Origin of the sequence: Nocardia sp. NPDC056611 (assembly GCF_042792755.1) — a bacterium.
In the GTDB taxonomy this organism is placed as follows: Bacteria; Actinomycetota; Actinomycetes; order Mycobacteriales; family Mycobacteriaceae; genus Nocardia.
In genome coordinates, this window is the sequence record NZ_JBHTVV010000009.1 from 1 (window position 1) to 18,751 (window position 18,751).

General features: G+C 70.5%; 19 protein-coding genes. 5 read left to right on the forward strand and 14 right to left on the reverse strand.

Going from position 1 to position 18,751, the window contains the following annotated elements; genetic code table 11:
- Positions 1-547 precede the first annotated feature (547 nt).
- The 3 genes from tyrS to ACFRAQ_RS32900 all read right to left on the reverse strand — a co-directional run bounded on the left by tyrS (position 548) and on the right by ACFRAQ_RS32900 (position 3,205).
- Positions 548-1,831 (reverse strand): tyrosine--tRNA ligase, encoded by a 1,284-nt coding sequence (gene tyrS, locus ACFRAQ_RS32890; RefSeq protein WP_379106680.1) that lies wholly within the window; start codon positions 1,829-1,831, stop codon positions 548-550.
- A gap of 164 nt (positions 1,832-1,995) precedes the next feature.
- Complete coding sequence (locus ACFRAQ_RS32895) at positions 1,996-2,418, reverse strand: DoxX family protein (protein WP_379106682.1); 423 nt, start codon at positions 2,416-2,418, stop codon at positions 1,996-1,998.
- Positions 2,419-2,533: 115 nt separating this feature from the next.
- On the reverse strand, positions 2,534-3,205 hold the full coding sequence (locus ACFRAQ_RS32900; RefSeq protein ID WP_379106684.1) for a FadR/GntR family transcriptional regulator: 672 nt from the start codon (positions 3,203-3,205) through the stop codon (positions 2,534-2,536).
- Positions 3,206-3,422: 217 nt separating this feature from the next.
- On the opposite strand from ACFRAQ_RS32900, the gene ACFRAQ_RS32905 reads away from it, so the two are divergent.
- Positions 3,423-5,027 carry a 2-isopropylmalate synthase gene (locus ACFRAQ_RS32905; RefSeq protein WP_379106963.1) on the forward strand — a complete coding sequence of 535 codons (1,605 nt, stop codon included), beginning with the start codon at positions 3,423-3,425 and terminating at the stop codon, positions 5,025-5,027.
- A 12-nt stretch (positions 5,028-5,039) separates the two neighbouring features.
- Here the strand turns inward: ACFRAQ_RS32905 and ACFRAQ_RS32910 are convergent, their stop codons facing one another.
- The 5 genes from ACFRAQ_RS32910 to ACFRAQ_RS32930 all read right to left on the reverse strand — a co-directional run bounded on the left by ACFRAQ_RS32910 (position 5,040) and on the right by ACFRAQ_RS32930 (position 8,882).
- Positions 5,040-5,585, reverse strand: a complete 546-nt coding sequence (locus tag ACFRAQ_RS32910; RefSeq protein ID WP_379106686.1) for a Clp protease N-terminal domain-containing protein — start codon at positions 5,583-5,585, stop codon at positions 5,040-5,042.
- 88 nt (positions 5,586-5,673) lie between these two features.
- Positions 5,674-6,297, reverse strand: coding sequence for a DNA-3-methyladenine glycosylase (locus tag ACFRAQ_RS32915; RefSeq protein ID WP_379106688.1), 624 nt, complete (start codon positions 6,295-6,297; stop codon positions 5,674-5,676).
- An 80-nt stretch (positions 6,298-6,377) separates the two neighbouring features.
- Complete coding sequence (locus tag ACFRAQ_RS32920) at positions 6,378-6,647, reverse strand: DUF3761 domain-containing protein (protein ID WP_379106690.1); 270 nt, start codon at positions 6,645-6,647, stop codon at positions 6,378-6,380.
- 123 nt (positions 6,648-6,770) lie between these two features.
- On the reverse strand, positions 6,771-7,682 hold the full coding sequence (locus ACFRAQ_RS32925) for an RNA polymerase sigma-70 factor (protein ID WP_379106692.1): 912 nt from the start codon (positions 7,680-7,682) through the stop codon (positions 6,771-6,773).
- Between the two features lie 15 nt (positions 7,683-7,697).
- The gene (locus tag ACFRAQ_RS32930) at positions 7,698-8,882 is read right to left on the reverse strand and encodes an NAD(P)/FAD-dependent oxidoreductase (protein ID WP_379106694.1); all 1,185 of its coding nucleotides are present in this window, start codon (positions 8,880-8,882) and stop codon (positions 7,698-7,700) included.
- Positions 8,883-9,058: 176 nt separating this feature from the next.
- On the opposite strand from ACFRAQ_RS32930, the gene ACFRAQ_RS32935 reads away from it, so the two are divergent.
- Positions 9,059-9,778 (forward strand): DsbA family oxidoreductase, encoded by a 720-nt coding sequence (locus ACFRAQ_RS32935; protein WP_379106696.1) that lies wholly within the window; start codon positions 9,059-9,061, stop codon positions 9,776-9,778.
- A 23-nt stretch (positions 9,779-9,801) separates the two neighbouring features.
- Here the strand turns inward: ACFRAQ_RS32935 and ACFRAQ_RS32940 are convergent, their stop codons facing one another.
- Complete coding sequence (locus ACFRAQ_RS32940) at positions 9,802-11,010, reverse strand: low temperature requirement protein A (protein WP_379106698.1); 1,209 nt, start codon at positions 11,008-11,010, stop codon at positions 9,802-9,804.
- A gap of 284 nt (positions 11,011-11,294) precedes the next feature.
- Between ACFRAQ_RS32940 and ACFRAQ_RS32945 the strand changes: the two genes are divergently transcribed.
- A complete protein-coding gene (locus ACFRAQ_RS32945; protein ID WP_379106700.1) occupies positions 11,295-11,993 on the forward strand; it encodes a response regulator transcription factor in 699 nt (232 codons plus the stop codon).
- A complete protein-coding gene (locus ACFRAQ_RS32950) occupies positions 11,983-13,017 on the forward strand; it encodes a sensor histidine kinase (RefSeq protein ID WP_379106703.1) in 1,035 nt (344 codons plus the stop codon). Before ACFRAQ_RS32945 ends, ACFRAQ_RS32950 begins: the two co-directional genes overlap by 11 nt.
- On the opposite strand, the gene ACFRAQ_RS32955 is transcribed toward ACFRAQ_RS32950, so the two are convergent.
- Genes ACFRAQ_RS32955 through ACFRAQ_RS32970 form a run of 4 tightly spaced genes read right to left on the reverse strand, consistent with a single transcriptional unit; the run spans position 12,941 to position 15,991 of the window.
- Complete coding sequence (locus ACFRAQ_RS32955) at positions 12,941-13,396, reverse strand: hypothetical protein (protein ID WP_379106705.1); 456 nt, start codon at positions 13,394-13,396, stop codon at positions 12,941-12,943. The genes ACFRAQ_RS32950 and ACFRAQ_RS32955 overlap by 77 nt on opposite strands.
- A complete protein-coding gene (locus ACFRAQ_RS32960; RefSeq protein WP_379106707.1) occupies positions 13,393-14,592 on the reverse strand; it encodes a molybdopterin-dependent oxidoreductase in 1,200 nt (399 codons plus the stop codon). The genes ACFRAQ_RS32955 and ACFRAQ_RS32960 overlap by 4 nt, the downstream gene beginning before the upstream one ends.
- Positions 14,593-14,618: 26 nt before the next feature.
- Entirely contained in the window at positions 14,619-15,332 is a 714-nt protein-coding gene (locus tag ACFRAQ_RS32965) for a DUF2064 domain-containing protein (RefSeq protein ID WP_379106710.1), read from the reverse strand.
- Positions 15,329-15,991 (reverse strand): glycosyltransferase family 2 protein, encoded by a 663-nt coding sequence (locus ACFRAQ_RS32970; RefSeq protein ID WP_379106712.1) that lies wholly within the window; start codon positions 15,989-15,991, stop codon positions 15,329-15,331. Before ACFRAQ_RS32970 ends, ACFRAQ_RS32965 begins: the two co-directional genes overlap by 4 nt.
- A gap of 125 nt (positions 15,992-16,116) precedes the next feature.
- Between ACFRAQ_RS32970 and ACFRAQ_RS32975 the strand changes: the two genes are divergently transcribed.
- The gene (locus ACFRAQ_RS32975; RefSeq protein WP_379106714.1) at positions 16,117-17,502 is read left to right on the forward strand and encodes a hypothetical protein; all 1,386 of its coding nucleotides are present in this window, start codon (positions 16,117-16,119) and stop codon (positions 17,500-17,502) included.
- Between the two features lie 15 nt (positions 17,503-17,517).
- Here the strand turns inward: ACFRAQ_RS32975 and ACFRAQ_RS32980 are convergent, their stop codons facing one another.
- Positions 17,518-18,576, reverse strand: coding sequence for an NAD-dependent epimerase/dehydratase family protein (locus ACFRAQ_RS32980; RefSeq protein WP_379106716.1), 1,059 nt, complete (start codon positions 18,574-18,576; stop codon positions 17,518-17,520).
- Positions 18,577-18,751 lie beyond the last annotated feature (175 nt).

Consider the following 18,751-nt stretch of genomic DNA (forward strand, 5'->3'; position numbering starts at 1 on the left):
GCCGAAGCAGCGAATCAGAAGTATCTCGAACCAGAGTCCGAAAACCTAGCAAAACAGTCGGCCGGAAAATTGACCGACTTAAATGTCCGACCCCAACACACGGGGGGTGTGAGGCCGGAACCAAATTTCAAAATTTGGCACTGACATTCATCGACACACTATTGAGTTCTCAAAGAACACACGCACACGACTTCGAACCTGAAGTTGATCAGATTCCCCATCGAGGCAACTTTTCCAGCCTAGTCACAGAACCCGACAGATGTCAAGAACTGGTTTTCTGACTGGAAGGTGTTCACGTCCGGCGCTCCTCGTCCAACCTCGTTTCCGTTTCCGATTTCCAGCCTCTGAGCTGGGCTTTTCGGTCCCGGTCGGTGTCCGTGTCGCTCTGACCTGGACTAAGTTACGCGGCGGATAACGCCAGGTCAAATCCGCTGGTCACCGGGGCGTTTGCGCAGGTGAACGAGCTGCGGATCGGGCGAATCGGGGGCCTGAGCCACCGGCTTGTGACTCAGGTCATTTCGATCTTGTTCGCCTATCGCGGATCGCGTCAGGCGCCCGCGCGGCGCACGCCGGCGAAGTTCTTCTTGCCGCGCCGCAGCACCAGCCAGCGTCCGTGCAGGTAGTCGGCCTCGGCGGGGATCCACTCGGGGTCGGCGACCTTCTCGTTGTTGACCGACGCGCCACCCTCGTTGACCGCGCGCCGGGCCGCGCTGCGGCCCTCGCACAGACCGGAGTCGACCAGCAGATCGACGATGGTCGAGGTGGGAGTGGCCTCGGCGAGCTTGCCGTCCACCGCGGATTCGGCGAGCGCCGCCGACAGTGTGGACTCGTTCAGTTCGCGCAGGTCGCCGCGACCGAACAGGGCCTGGCTGGCGAGCTGCACCGCGTGGGTGTTCTCCTCGCCGTGCACCAGCGTGGTCATCTCCGCGGCCAGGCGCTTCTGCGCTTCGCGGGCGAAGGGCCGCTCGGCGGTGGCCTTCTCCAGTTCGTCGAGCTCCTCGCGGGACAGGAAGGTGAACCAGCGCAAGTAGCGGACCACGTCGGCGTCGGCGGTGTTCACGAAGTACTGGTACCAGGCGTACGGGCTGGTCATCTCCGGGTCCAGCCACAGGCTGCCGCCACCGGTGGACTTGCCGAACTTCTTGCCGTCGGCCGAGGTGACCAGCGGGACGGTGAGCGCGTGCACGTGCTCGCCGTCGACGCGGCGGTTGAGCTCGACGCCCGCGATGATGTTGCCCCACTGATCGGACCCGCCGACCTGCAGCGTGCAGCCGTACTCGCGGCGCAGCTGCAGGAAGTCGTTGGCCTGCAACAGCATGTAGCTGAACTCGGTGTAGGACATGCCGTCCGACTCCAGGCGGCGCTTGACCGTGTCACGGGCCAGCATGACGTTCACCGAGAAGTGCTTGCCGATATCGCGCAGGAACGAGACCGTGCTGAGCGGTCCGGTCCAGTCCATGTTGTTGGCGATGATCGCCGCGTTGTCGCCGCCGTCCAGATCGACGAAGCGTTCCAGCTGGGCGCGGATGCGGCCCGCCCACTCGGCCACGGTGTCGGTGGAGTTCATGGTGCGCTCGCCGACGTCGCGGGGATCGCCGATCAGACCGGTCGCACCGCCGGCCAGCACCACCGGGCGGTGGCCCGCGCGCTGGAAGCGCTTGAGCGCCAGCAGCGGGACCAGGTGGCCGGCGTGCAGGCTGGCCGCCGTCGGATCGAACCCGGCGTAGAGGGTGATCGGGCCCTTGGCCGTGGCCGCGCGCAGGGCGTCCAGATCGGTGGACTGCGCGATCAGTCCGCGCCAGGTCAGTTCATCAATGATGTCGCCGCTCACGACCTCTATCTTTCCGCACGTGAATATGGCGGTTGCAGAGGGTTGAGCCGCCGCCGCGGATCGGTACAAGCCCGGACCGATCCGCCGCGTCGGCGGGTGGAACTACCGGAGACGCCCACAGGCCCGTCGCCGGGGCGACGGGCCGGGGGCCTGCGGTAGTCCGGTCACTTCACCAGGTCGGTGAAGGTGGCGAAGGAGGCGCGGCGCTCGTAGGCGATCCAGGCGAAGACGCCGACCAGGACCAGCGGGAAGATGGCCAGGCCCGGCGCGCCGAGCAGGAAGGCCTGGGTGGCGGCGGCGCACACCATGGTGATGGACAGGCCCGCGGCGGCCGGACCGGACAGGCGGGGGATCATCAGGCCCAGGCCGCCGGAGACCTCGACCAGGCCGGTGAGGTAGCGGAACCAGTCGCCCCAGCCGATCTCGTTGTAGATGCGCACGGCGTCGGCCTGGCCCACGAACTTCGGCAGGCCGGAGGCGATGATGAAGAACAGGCCGAGGACGATCTGCAGGGTCCACAGCACGCGGTTGCGGAGCTTGGTCGGGGCGGCGACGGTGATGGTCGGAGTGGCGGCGATGGTGGTCATGTCGAATGTCCTTCCGGGGCTTGTCGGTTCGGTTTCGAACCGCTTGCTGGATAGGACGGGAGCCGTCGCGAAAAATCATCGCGGTCCCGAAAGTTTCTTTTCCGCGCAGGTCAGGCTAGGTGTCGAAGGCTGCTTTGAGGGCGCTGAGGTGCACCCGGCTGGCGGTGGCGGCCGCCTCGGGGTCGCGGGCGCGGATCGCGTCGTAGAGGTGTTCGTGCGCGTCGTGATCGCGCTCGGGCGTGCGCATGGGGCGGATGCGCAGCATGTCGATCATGGCGTGGCGCGAGCGCGGGACGAAGGCGTTGAACAGCTCGAGCAGGATGTCGTTGTGGGCGGCGGCCACCACGGTGCGGTGAAAGGCGGTGTCGGCGTCGACCAGTCCTTCGACGGTGTCGCCGCTTTCGGCGCGGGCGGCCAGGGCGCGCAGCATGGCGCGCAGGTCGGCGGGGGTGCGCCGGCGGGCGGCCAGGGCGGCGCCCTCGGCCTCGATGGCGATGCGGGCCTCGATGACGGTGACGATGTCGCTGCGGCGCAGCACGGTGTCCCAGTCCTCGGGGGTGTCCAGGGCGGTGACGAAAACGCCCGCCCCCTGGCGGCTTTCGAGCACGCCGCGCCCGGCGAGTTCGCGGATGGCCTCGCGCAGGGTGGAGCGGCCGACGCCGAGCTGGGCGGCGAGGGTGGTCTCGCCGGGCAGTTTGTGGCCCAGCTGCCACTCCCCCGCACGAATCCGGGTGAGCAGCACCTCGGCGGCTTGCGCGGCAAGTGGATGCCTCTGGACCTGCGCCACGTGTCGCCGTCCTCTCTACTTGTCTGAGGAGTTGTTTCCCTCTAGTCTAGTCCACATGCTGACCGGTGCCCTGCTTCTCCTTCGCTGCCGCGACGGGGTCTGATCGACCGGCACCCCGTCAGCGGGCTCGCGGTGCTGCGCCGGTCACCTCCTCCGACGCGAAAGCGATTGCCCCGTGCGCACTCCCCCGATCTGGAATCGTCAGCAGCCCTCCGCCATGCCGTCGCATCGGTATCGCGATGTGTACCAGCGTGTTTCGGTTCCGTTGACCGAACGCGACTGGCCGTCCAACCGGATCACCGAAGCCCCGCTGTGGGTGCCGGTGGATCTGCGCGACGGCAATCAGGCCCTGGCCGAGCCGATGGATCCCGTCCGCAAGCGCCGGTTCTTCGAACTGCTGGTGGCCATGGGCTACAAGGAGATCGAGGTCGGGTATCCCAGCGCCTCGCAGACCGACTTCGATTTCGTGCGGCTGATCGGCAGCGAGCGGCTGGCTCCCGACGACGTCACCATCGTCGTCTTCACCCCCGCGCGCCGCGATCTGATCGAGCGGACCGTCGAATCGGTGCGCGGCATCCCCAATGACGTGGTGATCCACCTGTACACCGCCACCGCGCCGACCTGGCGGAACGTGGTGCTGGGCAAGACCTGTGACGAACTGGCCGAGCTGATCACCGCCGGTGGGCGCGACGTCCTGGAACTGGCCGGGGAGATGTCGAATGTCCGGTTCCAGTTCTCCCCCGAGGTATTCATGCTGACCGAGCCGGACTTCGTGCTCGACGTCTGCGACCGCATGACCACGCTGTGGGACGCCACGCCCGAGCGGCCGGTCACGTTGAACCTGCCCGCGACCGTCGAGGTCGCGACGCCGAATGTGTACGCCGACCAGATCGAGTACATGCACCGGTATCTGGCGCGGCGCGAGGCGGTGATCCTGTCGGTGCATCCGCACAACGATCGCGGTACCGGCATCGCGTGCGCGGAGTTGGCGGTACTGGCCGGGGCGCAGCGGGTGGAGGGGTGCGTGTTCGGCAACGGCGAGCGCACCGGCAATGTGGATCTGGCAACGCTGGCGTTGAATCTGCACGCGCAGGGCGTGAATCCGATGATCGACTTCTCCGATATCGACGAGGTGCGCCGGACCGTCGAGTACTGCACCGGGCTGCCGGTCCACGACCGGCATCCGTACGCCGGGGATCTGGTGTACACCGCCTATTCGGGCACCCATCAGGACGCGATCCGGAAGGGCTTCGCCGAACATCGGGAGCGGGCGGCGCGACTGGGTGCGCCTGAGCGTGAAATCGCCTGGGAGGTACCGTATCTGCCGATCGATCCGGCGGATGTGGGCCGTTCCTACGATGCGGTGATCCGGGTGAATTCGCAGTCCGGCAAGGGCGGGATCGCGTATCTGCTGGAGTCGGGGTACGGGCTGGAGTTGCCGCGCCGCCTGCAGATCGATTTCGCGCGCCACGTCCAGCGCCACACCGATCGGACCGGGACGGAGGTGTCGGCGCGGACGCTGTGGGAGCTGTTCGAGGCCGCCTACACGGGCGCGATCGTCGCGACGACGCCCGGTGTCCCCGCCGACGCGACAGTCGAGGAGGCGGTGGAACTGCTGGGCCGCCACGGCTATTCGGTCGAGGTGCTGTCCATGACCCATCAGACCGTGGACCGGGCGGGGTCGGCTCCGGCCGCCACCTACCTGGAGTACCGGACCGCCGACGGCCCGGCCTGGGCGTTCGGTTCCGGGGAGACGGCGGCGCGCGCGACGATCGCGGCCCTGGTGGCCGCGGCCGGGTCGCGCAGCGCGGTGCTCATCTAGACGGCGCGGTCCTCATCCGGCCTGGGCGCCCAGTAATCGCTCCAGTTCGGTGACCCGGGCCTCCAGATCCGCGATGCGCCGGCGCAGATCGGATTCGGGGGCCTGGGCAGGACCGGCGAGGGGCCCGTCGGCGACGCGGGACACGCGGGAGCGGATGTCGGCGGGTTCGGCGCCGAGGCTGATCAGGATCTGCGGGGCGATGCCGTCGCCCTCCTCGATCAGGGCGAGCAGGATGTGCTCGGGCCCGATGTAGTTGTGCCGCAGCCGCATCGCCTCGCGCAGTGATCCTTCGAGGACCTTCTTGGAGCGCGGGGTGAAGGGCACGTGCCCGCTGAGCGGTTTCTGCTCGTGTTCGCCGACCGCCTGCCGGATGCGTTCGCGCACGCTGGAGACGTCGAGGCCGAGGTCGCCGAGCACGCGGGCGGCGATCGGGTCGTCGCCGGCGATGACGCCGAGCAGCAGGTGCTCGGTGCCGATCCAGTCGTGCCCGAGTGCCCGGGCTTCCTCCTGGGCGAGCACGATGGCGCGGCGGGACGCATCGGTGAACCGTTCGAACATGGGGCTTCCACCTAGGGGTGAGCTGTCGATCAATCCACCGTAGTCCTCCGGGCCGCCCACCGATACGGGCTCGGCCCGGAAGCGCGGTCTAGGCGGATCGGTCCAGTTTGGGCGCACGCGGACTGCGCCGGTAGGCCGACACCGCCGGGGAGTCCGGCAGCCACAGTCGCCACGGGCGGTCGGCGGCCAGGCTGACCCCGACCCGGGGTCCCACCGAGACGGCGGCGGAATCGGTGACTTCGGGTCCGAGTTCCAGCCGGATCGGCGCGTCCGGATCGAACAGGTGAGTTCCGTAGTCGTCCAGCCCGATTCCCAGTGCGCTGCCGACATTGCCGGGCCCGCGGGCCAGATCGGCGTCGGTCTTGGCGGCGGGGCGGCGGCCGCGTGCGACGTCGTGCCCGTCGATGATCTCGCCCGCCCGGATGAGCACCGCGCTGGCGGTGCCGTCGGGCCCGCTGACCACATTGACGCAGGTGTGCATGCCGTAACTGAAATAGACGTACAGCACCCCGGGCGGCCCGAACATGACCGCGTTGCGCGGAGTCCGGCCCCGCCCCGAGTGCGCCGCCGGATCGTGCCAGGGCCCGGCGGGATCCCCGCCGTAGGCCTCGACCTCCACGATGCGCAGGGCCACCGGACCGGATCGCAGGACCCCGCCGAGCAGTCGCCGCGCCGCACGCAGCGGTTCGACGGCAAGCTCTTCGGCACTCACGGCGGATCATTCTTCCGCACGGTCGTCCCGGGCGCGGTGCCGGGACGACCGAGCGAGTGGCCCGGGTCAGTGCCGCGTGGCTACAGCCATTCGGCGACGCCGTGGTGACCCGAGCAGGTGCCGCGGCGGTGCTGGCTGAAGCTGTAGGTGCCGTCCTTGCAGCGGGCGGTGGCCCCGTCGGGTGCGGTGGCCGACTGTTCCGGACGGTGCACGCAGGCGCCGTCGGAGTTCTCGTATTCGCTTGCGGTGCAGGCGGCGTGGAGGACCGGCGCGGCGACCGCCGGTCCGGCGAGCGCGGCGCCCGCGCTGAGGAAGGCCGCGGCGGCCCAGGGCAGAATGTGGCGCGTCACGCGGCGCGTTGTCCAACCGTTCACTACGAGATCCCTTGCACATGAGCGTTTTCGACACGGGGGCGGTTGCCCCCGACGAGCGCCGAATAGTACGGGACCCGCACGGCGGTGCGGCCGGGTACTTTATTCGCCTACCGATCCGGCGGCCGATTCGCCGGTGCCGACCGGTCGCTGGATTCCGGCCAGTTTGTCGGGGTTGACCTGGAAGCGGATGTTCTCGATGCGGCCGTCACGGATATCGAAGGTCAGCGCGCCCACCCGGTAGTCGCCGATCACGCCGACCACACCGAGTTCGCCATTGATGTAGGCGGATTCGAGGTGGATGCCGGCGCTGACCGGTTTCGCCATCGCGCCGAGCAGCCAGCGGGCCACGTGGTCGGGGCCGTACAGGGGGCGGCGGGCGGCGGTGACCTTGCCGCCGCCGTCGTTCCAGAGGGTGACGTCGGGGGCGAGCAGTTCCATGAGGGCGTTGACGTCGCCGCCGTGGGCGGCGGCGAGGAACTTGTCGGTGATGTCCGTGCGGGTGGCGAGGTCGGTGTCGAAACGCGGCCGGCGCGAATGGACGTGGGAGCGGGCGCGGTGGGAGATCTGCCGGACGGTGGCCTCGGGGCGGTCCAGGAAGCCCGCGATCTCGGCGTGCGAGTAGCCGAACACCTCGCGCAGCACGAAGACCGCGCGTTCGACGGGGCTGAGGGTTTCGAGGACGACGAGCATGGCGGTGGAGACCGTGTCGGCCATGTCGGTCTCCTCGGCGGCGTCGGCGGTGTTCGTGAGCAGGGGTTCGGGCAGCCACGGGCCGACGTAGGTCTCGCGGGTGGCGCGGGCGGAGGTGAGGCGGTTGAGGGCCAGGTTGGTGACGGTACGGACCAGGTAGGCCTTGGGGTGGGTGACCGAATCCCGGTCCACCTCATGCCATTTGATCCACGCGTCCTGCAGGACGTCCTCGGCGTCGGTCACGGTGCCGAGCATCTGGTACGCGGTGCCGAACAGCAGCCGGCGGTGGGCGACGAAGGGGTCGATCGGATCGTCCTGCATGGACACATACCTACCTCATGCCAGGCCGCGGGTCGCACGGCCACCATTGCTGAGCTGCGCGCTGACGGTCATGTGCTTGCTCAGCTTGTAGCTGGGCACCGGGCTGGCGCTGACCATCTCCTTGTAGGCGACGGCGGCGCGGCCCTTCAGGTACCAGCGGCGCGGGGTGTCGTCGGCGTTGGTGAACTGGATGACGGCGTCGTGGCGGCCCAGGCTGACCGGCTGGTGCAGGTAGCCGAAACGGAAGGGCTTCACGGTCTTTCCGCGCAGGCGGCGGGCGACGGCGTCGGCGGTGTACGCGCCGGTGGGGATGCCGCTCTGGCAGGTGCCGTGCAGGACGCCGAAGGGCATGCGGATCGCGGCGGCGTCGCCGATGGGCAGGATGTCCGGGTGCGAGACCGAGCGCAGGGTGGTGTCGGTGAGGATCAGGCCGCGGCCGTCGACGGCGATTCCGGCCTCCTCGGCCAGCGGCGACACGCGCACACCCGCGGTCCACAGCGTCAGGTCCGAGGCGAGGAGTTCGCCGGTGGTCAGGCGGACGGCGTCGGGCAGCACCTTGGCGACCTGGACGTCGGTGTGGCGGACGATGCCGAGACGGTCGAGGGCGCGGTTCAGGTGGGCGCGGGCCTTGTCGCCCATCATGTTTCCGGGCTCGGCGGCGCTGACCAGGGTGACGGTCAGGCCGGGGTGGGCCTCGGCGATCTCGGTGGCGGCCTCGATGCCGGTCAGGCCGCCGCCGACCACGGTGACGGTGCCGGCGGTCGCGGCGATCTCGGTGAGGCGCTGCGAGAAGCGGCGGGCGCGGCGCGGGTCGTTGAGGGTCCAGGCGTGGTGGTCGGCGCCGGGGACGGTCGCGGTGTCGGTGCTGCTGCCCAGCGCGTAGATCAGGGTGTCGTAGCGCAGTTCTTCGCCGTCGTCGAGGGTGACGACGCGGGCGGCGGGGTCGAGGGCGACGGCGGCGGCGCGGTGGAAGGCCACGCCCGATCCGGCCAGCACGTCGGGGATGCGGTGGTCGGCCAGTTCCTGTCCGGCGGCGATCTGGTGCATGCGCAGGCGCTCGGTGAAGCGGTCCGAGGGGTTCACCAGGGTGATGCGGACCTCGAGCTTGCGGGTGCGGCGGGCGAGGCGGGCGGCGGCCATCATGCCGGTGTAGCCCGCGCCGAGGATGACGATCTCGTGGGTTGTGGTGGTGGCGTTCATGATCGGCTCCGTGGGGTCGTTCCTGCTGGGTCGGCTATGGGACAGGACAGCCCCCGAGAACGTGACAGTCAGGCGATGTGATGTGGGTCACCACGGAACATTCGGGTCAGCCGACCGGTTGGGACAGGGGATGGCCGGGCCCCCGGCCTGCGACAACAGCGTCGGAGTGAGGTGCGATGGCCGTACAGGTCGAGATCTGGACCGATATCAACTGCCCGTTCTGCTACCTGGGCAAGCGGCGATTCGAGGAGGCGCTCGACGCCTTCCCGCACAAGGACGCCGTGACGGTGGTGCACCGGTCCTTCGAGCTGGACCCGACGCTGCCCAAGGATCACAGCGACGCGGTGGTCCCGCACATCGCGGAAAAGTACGGGATCAGCGAGGCGCAGGCCGCCGCCAACGAGCGCGGTCTCGGGGCGCAGGCCGAGGCGGCCGGGCTGACCTACGTCACCTCCGGCCGCGATTTCGGCAACAGCTTCGATATGCACCGGCTGCTGCACTTCGCGCTGGAGCTGGGCCGTCAGGAGCAGATGCTCGACGCCTTGTACGCGGCCAACTTCGCCGAGGAGCGGGCGCTGTTCGGTGACACCGAGCGGCTGGTCGAGGTGGCGGCCTCGGCCGGATTCGACGAGGCGGCGGTGCGGGCGGTGCTCGCCGATCCCGAGGCCTACGCGGACGCGGTGCGCGCCGACGAGGCCGAGGCGGCACGGCTCGGGGCCCGCGGGGTGCCGTTCTTCGTGCTGGATCGCAAGTACGGGGTGTCGGGCGCGCAGCCGCCGGAAGTGTTCGCGCAGGCGCTGGAGCAGGCCTGGAGCGATCAGGCGCCCGAGCTGGCCATGGTCGCGGACGGTGAGGCCTGCGGGCCCGACGGTTGCGCTGTGCCGCAGCGGGATTGAGCCGGCCGCCGCGGCGGTGAGCGTCAGCGCCCGCTGCCGCGGTGCATCCGGAAACCGACCGCGTCCACCGTCGGAATGTAGGCGCTGCGTTCGCCGGAGCGGAGGCGCAGGACGTCGTCGGCGATGACGAAGCCGTAGGCGACGACCATCAGCAGCACCAGCTGACCCCACGCCACCCAGACGATGCCCAGCGGCGTGGTGGCCAGCACCGCGACCGCCCCGACCAACCGCAGCCAGGCCCGCGGAATGCGCAGCGCCAGCCGGAACAGGGCCTGGCCGACGAAGAAGACCGCGACGCCGCCCGAAAGGGCCAGGGCCGCTGCGATGCTCGCGGGTTCGTTGCCGTGCGCGATGGTCATCGAGATGCCCGCGGCGGTCAGGATGATGCCGAGGATCAGCACGAACAGCGAATAGCCGTAGGCGTAGACGGCCGGGCGGATGCGGGCGGGGCCGGGCAGCGCGCGCAGGGCGTGTTCGCCGCGTTCGTCGTCGAAGCCGAAGTAGGCCCACCACAGCACATAGCCGAGGGTGAGGCCGAGGCCCGCCGTCGCGACGAGGCCGACGGTGAGGTCCATGCCGGTCAGGTTCGCGCCGATGGCGATGACGGATTCGCCGAGCGCGATGATCACGACCAGGCCGTGGCGTTCGCAGAAGTGGCTGGGGCGCACCGCGAATCCCTCGGCGCGGATCAGATACGGCGACACCACCTGGATCACGACGGCGGCCGACCAGAGCACGGTACGCAGGCCGCCGTGGGTGATGCCGCCCGCCAGCACCAGCAGCGCGCACAGGCCGTTGAGCGGCGCCAGCCGCCACATCGCCGAGCTGGCTCCCGCACCGCCCGAGGTCGCGAACATGAAGCTGTGCACCGTGTTCACCAACAGGTATCCGAGCCCGAACGCCAGCCCGGAGCCGCCGAACGCGCTCGGGACGGCGATGGCGATGACGAAGAACCCGAACATGCCCAGCAGCAGGAAGGTGCGCCGGGAGGAGCTGTTCGGCGCGACCTCGTTGGTGAGGAACACGTACCCGCTGTACATCCACCAGATCAGGGCGAACATCAGTGCCACGTGCCCGAGTTCGGCCCAGCCCGGGTGATGGGTGAAGGCGTGGGTGAGCTGGGTGATGGTGAAGACGAACACGAGGTCGAAGAACAGTTCCAGGGTCGAGGCCCGGACCTGTCCCCCTTCGGCCTCGAGCTCGCGCGCCGAACCGGACATTTCGCTGGTCACGTGCAGATCGTAGAGCCGCCCCGCCGCCCCCGCCGCATTTGCCGCGCCACACCCGACCGCCGCGGGCCCGATTGCGACAGACCAGGCCATCCGCGCGGTGGAGCTTGTCGCGCGCAGATCGATCCGAACGTGAACTCGCCGCGGTCCGCTCACCGACGCGGGGCGGGCTGCACGGGTGACGAAACCATGACGTGCGGGGTGACATGGCCTCGACCAGGTGGTTGTGCCGGGTCGGCCACCTAGGGTGGAGTCGGGGTGGCAGGTCGATCGGGAGTTGTGAGGCGATGCGGATTCTGGTGGCGGACGACGATCCCGTGGTGCGGGAGGTGGTACGGCGGTATCTGGAGCGCGATGGGCTCGAGGTGGTGGAGACCGCGGACGGGGCGGCGACCGCGGCGGCGTTGGCGCGCGACGATGTCGATCTGGCGGTGCTGGATGTGATGATGCCGGGGCCGGACGGGATCGAGTTGACGCGGGCGGTGCGGGCGGGGGCGCGGCCGGAGCTGCCGATCATTCTGTTGACGGCGCTCGGGGAGGAGGACGACCGGGTGATCGGATTGCAGGCGGGGGCCGATGATTACGTGACCAAGCCGTTCAGTCCCCGGGAGCTGGCGTTGCGGGTGGCGTCGGTGCTGCGGCGGACGCATCCGCAGCCGGTGGCCGAGGAGGTGTTGCGCGGCGACGGGGTGGAGCTGGATCGGGCGGCGCAGACGGTGACGGCGGGCGGGTCGCCGGTCGAGCTGACCGCCCGCGAATTCGATCTGCTGGCTTTCCTGCTCGCGCATCAGCGGCGGGTGTTCAGCCGCCAGGAGCTGCTGGCCGAGGTGTGGGGCTGGAGTTTCGGGGATCTGTCGACGGTCACCGTGCACGTCAAGCGGTTGCGGGCCAAGCTGGGTTCCGCGCATCGCATCGAGACGGTGTGGGGTCGCGGATACGCTTGGGGCCGAGCCGATCTCGGCGCGGAGGCGAGCGATGCCGACTGACACGCCCGGCCTGATCGGGTACGCGCTGGCGGGCACGTTGCCGGTGGTGGTGATCGGCGCGCTGCTGCTGCGCTACACCCGCGGTCGCGCCATGACCACGAGTATGGCCGTGCTGGTGCTGATTCCGACGCTGGCCACCCTGTGCGGCGTCGTCGCGGTGAGCGGTCTGATGTTCGGCGCCGAATTCGAGCGCACCGCCGTGGTGCTGGCGGTGGTCACCGCGGTGACGGTGCCCGCGGCGATCCTGCTGGGCCGCGAGCAGGCCCGCGCCACGGTGTGGGAGCGCGAGATGCTGGAGCAGGAGCGCGCCGCCGAACGGTCGCGGCGCGAGCTGGTGGCGTGGGTCAGCCACGATCTGCGGACGCCGCTGGCGGGGATCCGCGCCATGGGTGAGGCGCTCGAGGACGGGGTGGTGACGCGGCCGGAGGAGGTGCGCCGGTACGCGGATCAGATCGTGCGCGAGACGAATCGGCTCTCGGCCATGGTGGACGACCTGTTCGAAATGTCGAAGATCAACGCGGGGGCGCTGCGACTGCATCTGGAGCCGGTGGACCTGCGCGAGGTGATCGACGAGGTGCTGGCGACCAACCAGCCGACCGCCGCGCGCGCCGGAATCACCTTGTCCGCCACCCAGCCCGCCGACAAGCTGCTGGTGGCGGGCAGTGAGCGGGCGCTGGGCCGGGTGCTGACCAATCTGGTGGCCAATGCCATCGCGCACACCCCGCCCGGCGGGCGCATCGACATGTCGGCCGGCGCGACGGACGGGCAGGCGTGGGCGCGGGTCGACGACACCGGGCCGGGCATTTCCGAGACCGATCTGCCGCGCATCTTCGAGGTCGCCTATCGCGGCAGTTCGGCCCGCTCCCCCGGCGCGGCCGAATTGGGCAGCAGCAGCGGGATGGGGCTGGCCATCGCGGCCGGGCTGGTGGCCGCGCACCACGGCGACATCACGGCGCGGAACCGTCCGGAGGGGGCGCGATTCGAGATCCGGCTGCCGCTGCTGGAGTCCGCCGGGCGGCGGTGAGCAGGCAGGCGGCGGCCACCGCCCAGACCACGGTCAGCGAGATCAGCAGGCCGACGGTGTAATTCCGGTCCAGCACGGTGTCGTTGCCGGGGACCGCGCCCTCGCGGCCGAGGACCGGGACGGCGAGCAGGATCAGGGCGAGGCTGACGAACGCGCCGACGGTGAAGACGGGCCACCAGCGGGCGGGGAGCACGGAGTGGCCGAGGGTGCCCGCGAGGGCGGCGACCGGGCCGAAGATCAGGTTCTCGGCCAGGATCGCGCCGACGAACCACAGCGCGATCGAGCGCAGGTCGGTGGTGCTCATCGCCAGCAGCAGGTCCACCCCGTAGGCGGCACAGCCGATTCCGGACGCGCCCAGCAGGATTCGAATGGTCGTCACGCGATTTCCTCGATGGTCTTCAGCCATTTGGTCTGCAGTACGCCGGGCCGGTTCGGGGCGATGAGACGGCAGGGGTAACCGTGGTCGAGGGCCAGATCCTCGCCGTTGAGACGCAGCGCGATCAGGGTGGCGGCATCCACGACGTGGGTGTGCGGCAGCACGGAGGAACCGTAGATGCCGGTGGTCTCCAGCGACACGAAGCGCACATCGCCGCCGCCGTATTCACCGGCCCGGGCCAGCAGGTCGCGCAGGCGTACGCCGGACCAGCGGCCCTGGGCGCTCCAGCCCTCGACGCAGGCGATGGGTAGCGCGCTGTCGTATTGCGGCAGGGCTTCGAGGTCGGCGCGGGAGAAGTCGCTTTCCCCGCCACCGACTCTGACGGTCAGGACATACCGCGGCGAGCGGGCCGTCTCGGTGACAGCCGCGGCCGCTGCCGTTCTGTTGATCGGAATTCCCTGCGGTCCTTCGCCACTGCGCGGGGCCAGCAGCGACGCCCAGCGCAGGAACGGAATCGACTGCCCGGCCACCGCGATGCCCGCCGCCGCCGCGCCCAGCCCGGCCGCCGCCAACACCGTCCTGCGCGAAATGCCTCGGCGCACTTGCTCATCGAACACATCGTCGACAGGTTTCGACAGCGCCTGGCGCACGACGGGAAGCTTGACCGCCAGATGTACGGCGACGGCCCCGAATGCGACGTAGGCCATGGCGTGATGCGTGGTGGTGAAGAAGAACTTCCACGGGTAGTACTGCGCGGTATTGAACAGACCCGTCACGATCTGGAACAGCACCGCGCCGATCAGCACCGCCACCGACAACCGCTCCAGCGCCTCCGCCGGTCCGCGCCGCAGCGACGGTTTGATGAAGAAGCGCGGATACACCGACCACAGCTTCACCAGCAACAGCGGGATCATCATGACCCCGACCGTGACGTGGGTGCCCTGGGTGAGCCGATACAGCCACACCGGGTGGGCGGGCCACCAGAACCAGTCGGGCGGATGCTGGATCAGGTGGCTGATCAGCCCCGTCACGAACAGGATGGTGATTCCGGCTCCGAGTGCCAGGCCGGTGCGCGCGGCCACGGCCGTCGAGCGGCCCGGACTCCACCGGCGGGAGAGACTTTCCGGCAGTAGTAGTTCGGGCCGATCGATCGGGTCGGGACCGGCGGCCGCGGTTTCGGTGGGCTGGCTCGGCGACACCGCGGGCTCCTTTCGAGAACTGAATATCAGAGTGGAACAGGCATTTTCGTGGTCACCAGCTCGGTGACGGCGCGGGCGAAGCGGCCCCGGGACACCGCCGCCACCGAGACGGCGTCGGCGTAGGTGTCGACGTCGGTGAGCGTGGGCAGCGCGTGCACCCGTAATCCGCTGTGCCGCAGCGCCGTCGCGGTGAGCTCGCCGGTCCGGTCGGTCGACATGGGGATGTCGGCGAGCAGGCGCGCGGCGCGCGGCCCGGACAGGCCCAGCGCCCACCAGCCGCCGTCGGTGGCCGGTCCGAGGACGGTGTCGCCGGTGGCGACCAGGCGGGCGGCCGAGCGGGCGAGCAGGACCGGGTCGGCCTGCGGGGTGTCCATGCCGATCTGCAGCACCGGGACGCCGAACTCGGCGGCGTCGACGTGGGCGTGGGCGAGGCGCTCGCCGAAGCTGTCGCCGCGCTGCGGGATCACGGTCACCTCGCGCAGGGCGGCGTTCAGTTCGACCGAGCGCTCGGCCCGGTCCAGGTCACCGGTCCAGGCGACGACGGGGTGGCGGATACCGCTCTCGCGCACCGCGTCCAGGGTGTCGAGCAGGGCGCAGGCCGCCAGGTAGGCGGCGTCGACCGGCGAGAACTGCGGGGTGAGGCGGGTTTTAGCGAAGCCCGGGATGGGCGATTTGGCCATGATGAGCAGGGCGGCGGGAACGGTGTCGTCGAGCGAGGCGTGGTCTATCTCGGTGGTCATCGCACACTCCAGAAGTCACGGGCGGCCCGCAGGGTGCCGCGCCAGGAACCGGAGACCTTGGACTCGCCGTGAGTCCGCGGCCGATAGGTGATGTCGCGCTCCAGCACCAGCCAGCCCGCACGGGCCGCGCCGGTGAGCAACGCCAGTGGATATCCGGACCGGGCGTGCAGGTGGCCGAGCGCCTGCAATCGGTCGCGGCGGGTGACGCGCATGGCGGCGATATCGTGCACCGGTAGGCCGTACCGGCGGCGCAGCCGGAAAGCGAAGGCCCAGTTGCCGATTCGCGCGTGCACCGGCAGCGCGCCGGGGACGGCGCGGCGGCGGCCCACCACCATGTCGACGTCGGGGCGGAATTCGGCCACCAGCCGAGGTAGTTCGCCGGGGTCGAGGGAGCCGTCGCCGTCGAGGACGGCGACCAGTTCGGTGCGGGCGGCATCGACGCCGGCGTGGACGGCGCTGCCGTATCCGGGCATCGATTCGGTCACCACGGTCGCGCCCGCCGCGCGGGCCACCGCCGCGGTGCCGTCGGTGGAGCCGTTGTCCACCACGATCACCCGGTACCCGATGGGAATTGCCGACAGTACGCCGGGCAGGGCTTCCGCCTCGTCCCGGCAGGGGATCACCACCGTGACCCCGGGCTCGGAGTCCAACTCGGTCATGGCCTCGACGGTAAGCCCAAACGGGGCATTCGACCGCCGGGACACGCATGACGAAAGTATGACGGGAGCAGCAAGAATGGCGATCCGGACAGTTCCGGCGGGTTTCGGGGCCTATGGTTTCCGGCATGGCGAACGCTTCCGCGACGAGGGTCGCGCGCTACGTCTCCACTCGCGTCGACGGCTACGGCGCACTCGCGGCCTTCGTTCTCGTCCTGGCCGCCTTCCTGATTCCGCGAATCGAGGGCAAACCCTGGCGGGACACGTTGTACGCCGGGGCCGCACCGCTCTTCGGCGGCTGGCTCCCGCATCTGGGCTGGGGCACGGTCCCGGCGGTGGCGATCGCGGCGGCGGTGGTGCGGTTCGGCCCGGACCTGGCGCGGCGGCTGTCGTTCGGGCGGCTGCTGCTGGTCACCTGGGCGACGGCGGCGGCGTGGGCGTTCGCGCTGGCCATGGTCGACGGCTGGCAGCGGGGCTTCGCGGGGCGGCTCACCACCCGCGACGAGTACCTGCACGAGGTCGGCGGGGTGCACGACATCGGGGCCATGGTGCGCGGATTCTCCGGCCGCATCCTGGATTTCCAGCCCGACTCGTGGACCACACACGTGTCCGGGCATCCGCCGGGGGCGCTGCTGGTGTTCGTGCTGCTGGACCGGATCGGGCTGGGCGGCGGGGCGTGGGCGGGCCTGGTGTGCCTGGTGGTGGGGACGAGCGCGGCGGCCGCGGTGCCGTTCACCTTGCGGGCCTTGGGCGCCGAGCATCGGGCGCGCGCGGCGACGCCGTTCCTGGCCCTGATGCCGGCGGCGATCTGGATCGCGGTCTCCGCCGACGGCTTGTTCGCAGGCGTGGCGGCGTGGGCGGTGGCGCTGCTGGCGCTCGCCACCCGGCTCGAGCGGGGCTGGATCGCGGCCGCGCTGGGGTCGGGCGTGCTGTTCGGTTTCACCGTGTTCCTGAGTTACGGCCTTGTGCTGATGGCGATTCCGGCCGCGGCGGTGCTGCTGGCGCGGTCGCCGCGGCCCGCGCTGCCGGTGCTCGCGGGTGCGCTGGCCGTGGTGGCGGCCTTCGCGGCGGCCGGGTTCTGGTGGTACACCGGCTATCACCTGGTGGTGCAGCGGTACTACCAGGGCATCGCGCACGAGCGGCCGTACGGGTACTGGGTGTGGGGCAATCTGGCCGCGACGGTGTGCGCGGTGGGTCTGGCCACCGCCGCGGCCGGCTGCCGGGTCCTGGCCGAGCTGGAGATCCCGCCGGTACGCCCGCCACGGGAATGGTTGTCGCGCTGGCGTACTCACGTCGATCCCGCCGCGCTGATGGCGGGAGCCGGGCTCACCGCGATCCTGATCGCCGACATCAGCGGGTTGAGCAAGGCCGAGACGGAACGGATCTGGCTGCCCTTCGACGTGTGGGCGCTGGCGGCGACCGCACTGCTCCCCCGCCACAGTGCCCGGTTCTGGCTCGTGGTGCAGGCGGCGGGGGCGCTGATCGTCAATCATCTGATCCTGACGAACTGGTGACCGCGGCGAGCGGATTCACCGCCAGGTGGGCGTCCCCTCCCCGCAGGCGGCGCGCAACGGCGCGGACGAGAATTCGGCCAGTCCCGCGGTCGGGGTGACGGCGGCGGTGAAACCCAGTGCGCGCCGGGCCCGTTCGGGTCCGGCCACGATGTGGCGGACGTCGCCGGAGCGGTATTCGCCGGTCACCACCGGCTGTTTGCCCCCGCACGCGGTGGCCAGGGTGGCCGCCACGTCGCCGATCGTGATGGGAATGCCCGAGGCGATATTGAGCGGGGTGAACGCCGTCAGCGGCTGTTCGAGGGCGGCCACATTGGCGGCGGCGATATCGCGGACGTGCACGAAATCGCGGGCCTGGGTGCCGTCCTCGAAGACGCGCGGGGCCTCGCCCGCCTCGAGCGCCGACCGGAAGATGGCGGCGACACCGGAATACGGTGTGTCCCTGGGCATGTCGGGGCCGTAGACATTGTGGTAGCGCAGCGCGGTGACGGTGCCGCCGGTGGCCGCGGCCCAGGCGGTCGCGTAATGCTCCTGCGCGACCTTGGAGGCGGCGTAGAGGCTGCGCGGCCGCAGCGGCGCGTCCTCGTCGATCGGCGCCCAGGACAGCGGGCGGCCGTCGGGGCCGCGGTGGTCGAAGCGCCCGGCGTCGAGGTCGGCGCGGGTGCGCGGGGCCGGGTCGACCGGGTCGCCCGCGGAGTCGACGTAGCGGCCCTCGCCGTAGACCACCATGGACGAGGCCAGCACCAGATGGCGGCAGCGGGCCCGGTCCATGGCGGCGAGCAGGACCGCGGTGCCGAGGTCGTTGTGGCTGGCGAAGGCGGGCGCGTCCTGCGCGCTCACCCCCGCGCCGACCACGGCCGCCTGGTGGCAGACCGCACCGACGCCGGTCAGCAGCTCGGCCAGGGCATCCGGGTCGCGGACGTCGGCCGGGATGATGCCGGGCGGCGGGGCGGCGTCGCGGCCGTGGGCGGCGGCGAGCATGAGGTCGACCGCGACGACCTCGTGGCCGGCGGCGAGCGCCGCGCGGTGGATGTGCGAGCCGATGAACCCGGCTGCGCCGGTCAGGAGTACACGCATGCGGCGATTCTGGCCGCAGTGCCGCCGGAATGCGCCCGGACCGGCCGAGGTCGCCGGGTTCGTCACGATTTGGTCAGATCGCGGCGGGCCGGCACCGGGGGTCTTGCCACGCGTCGCCGACCGGCGCACAATTCATCACGTAGTGAATTCAACACTCGATGAATTGAGGGTGACC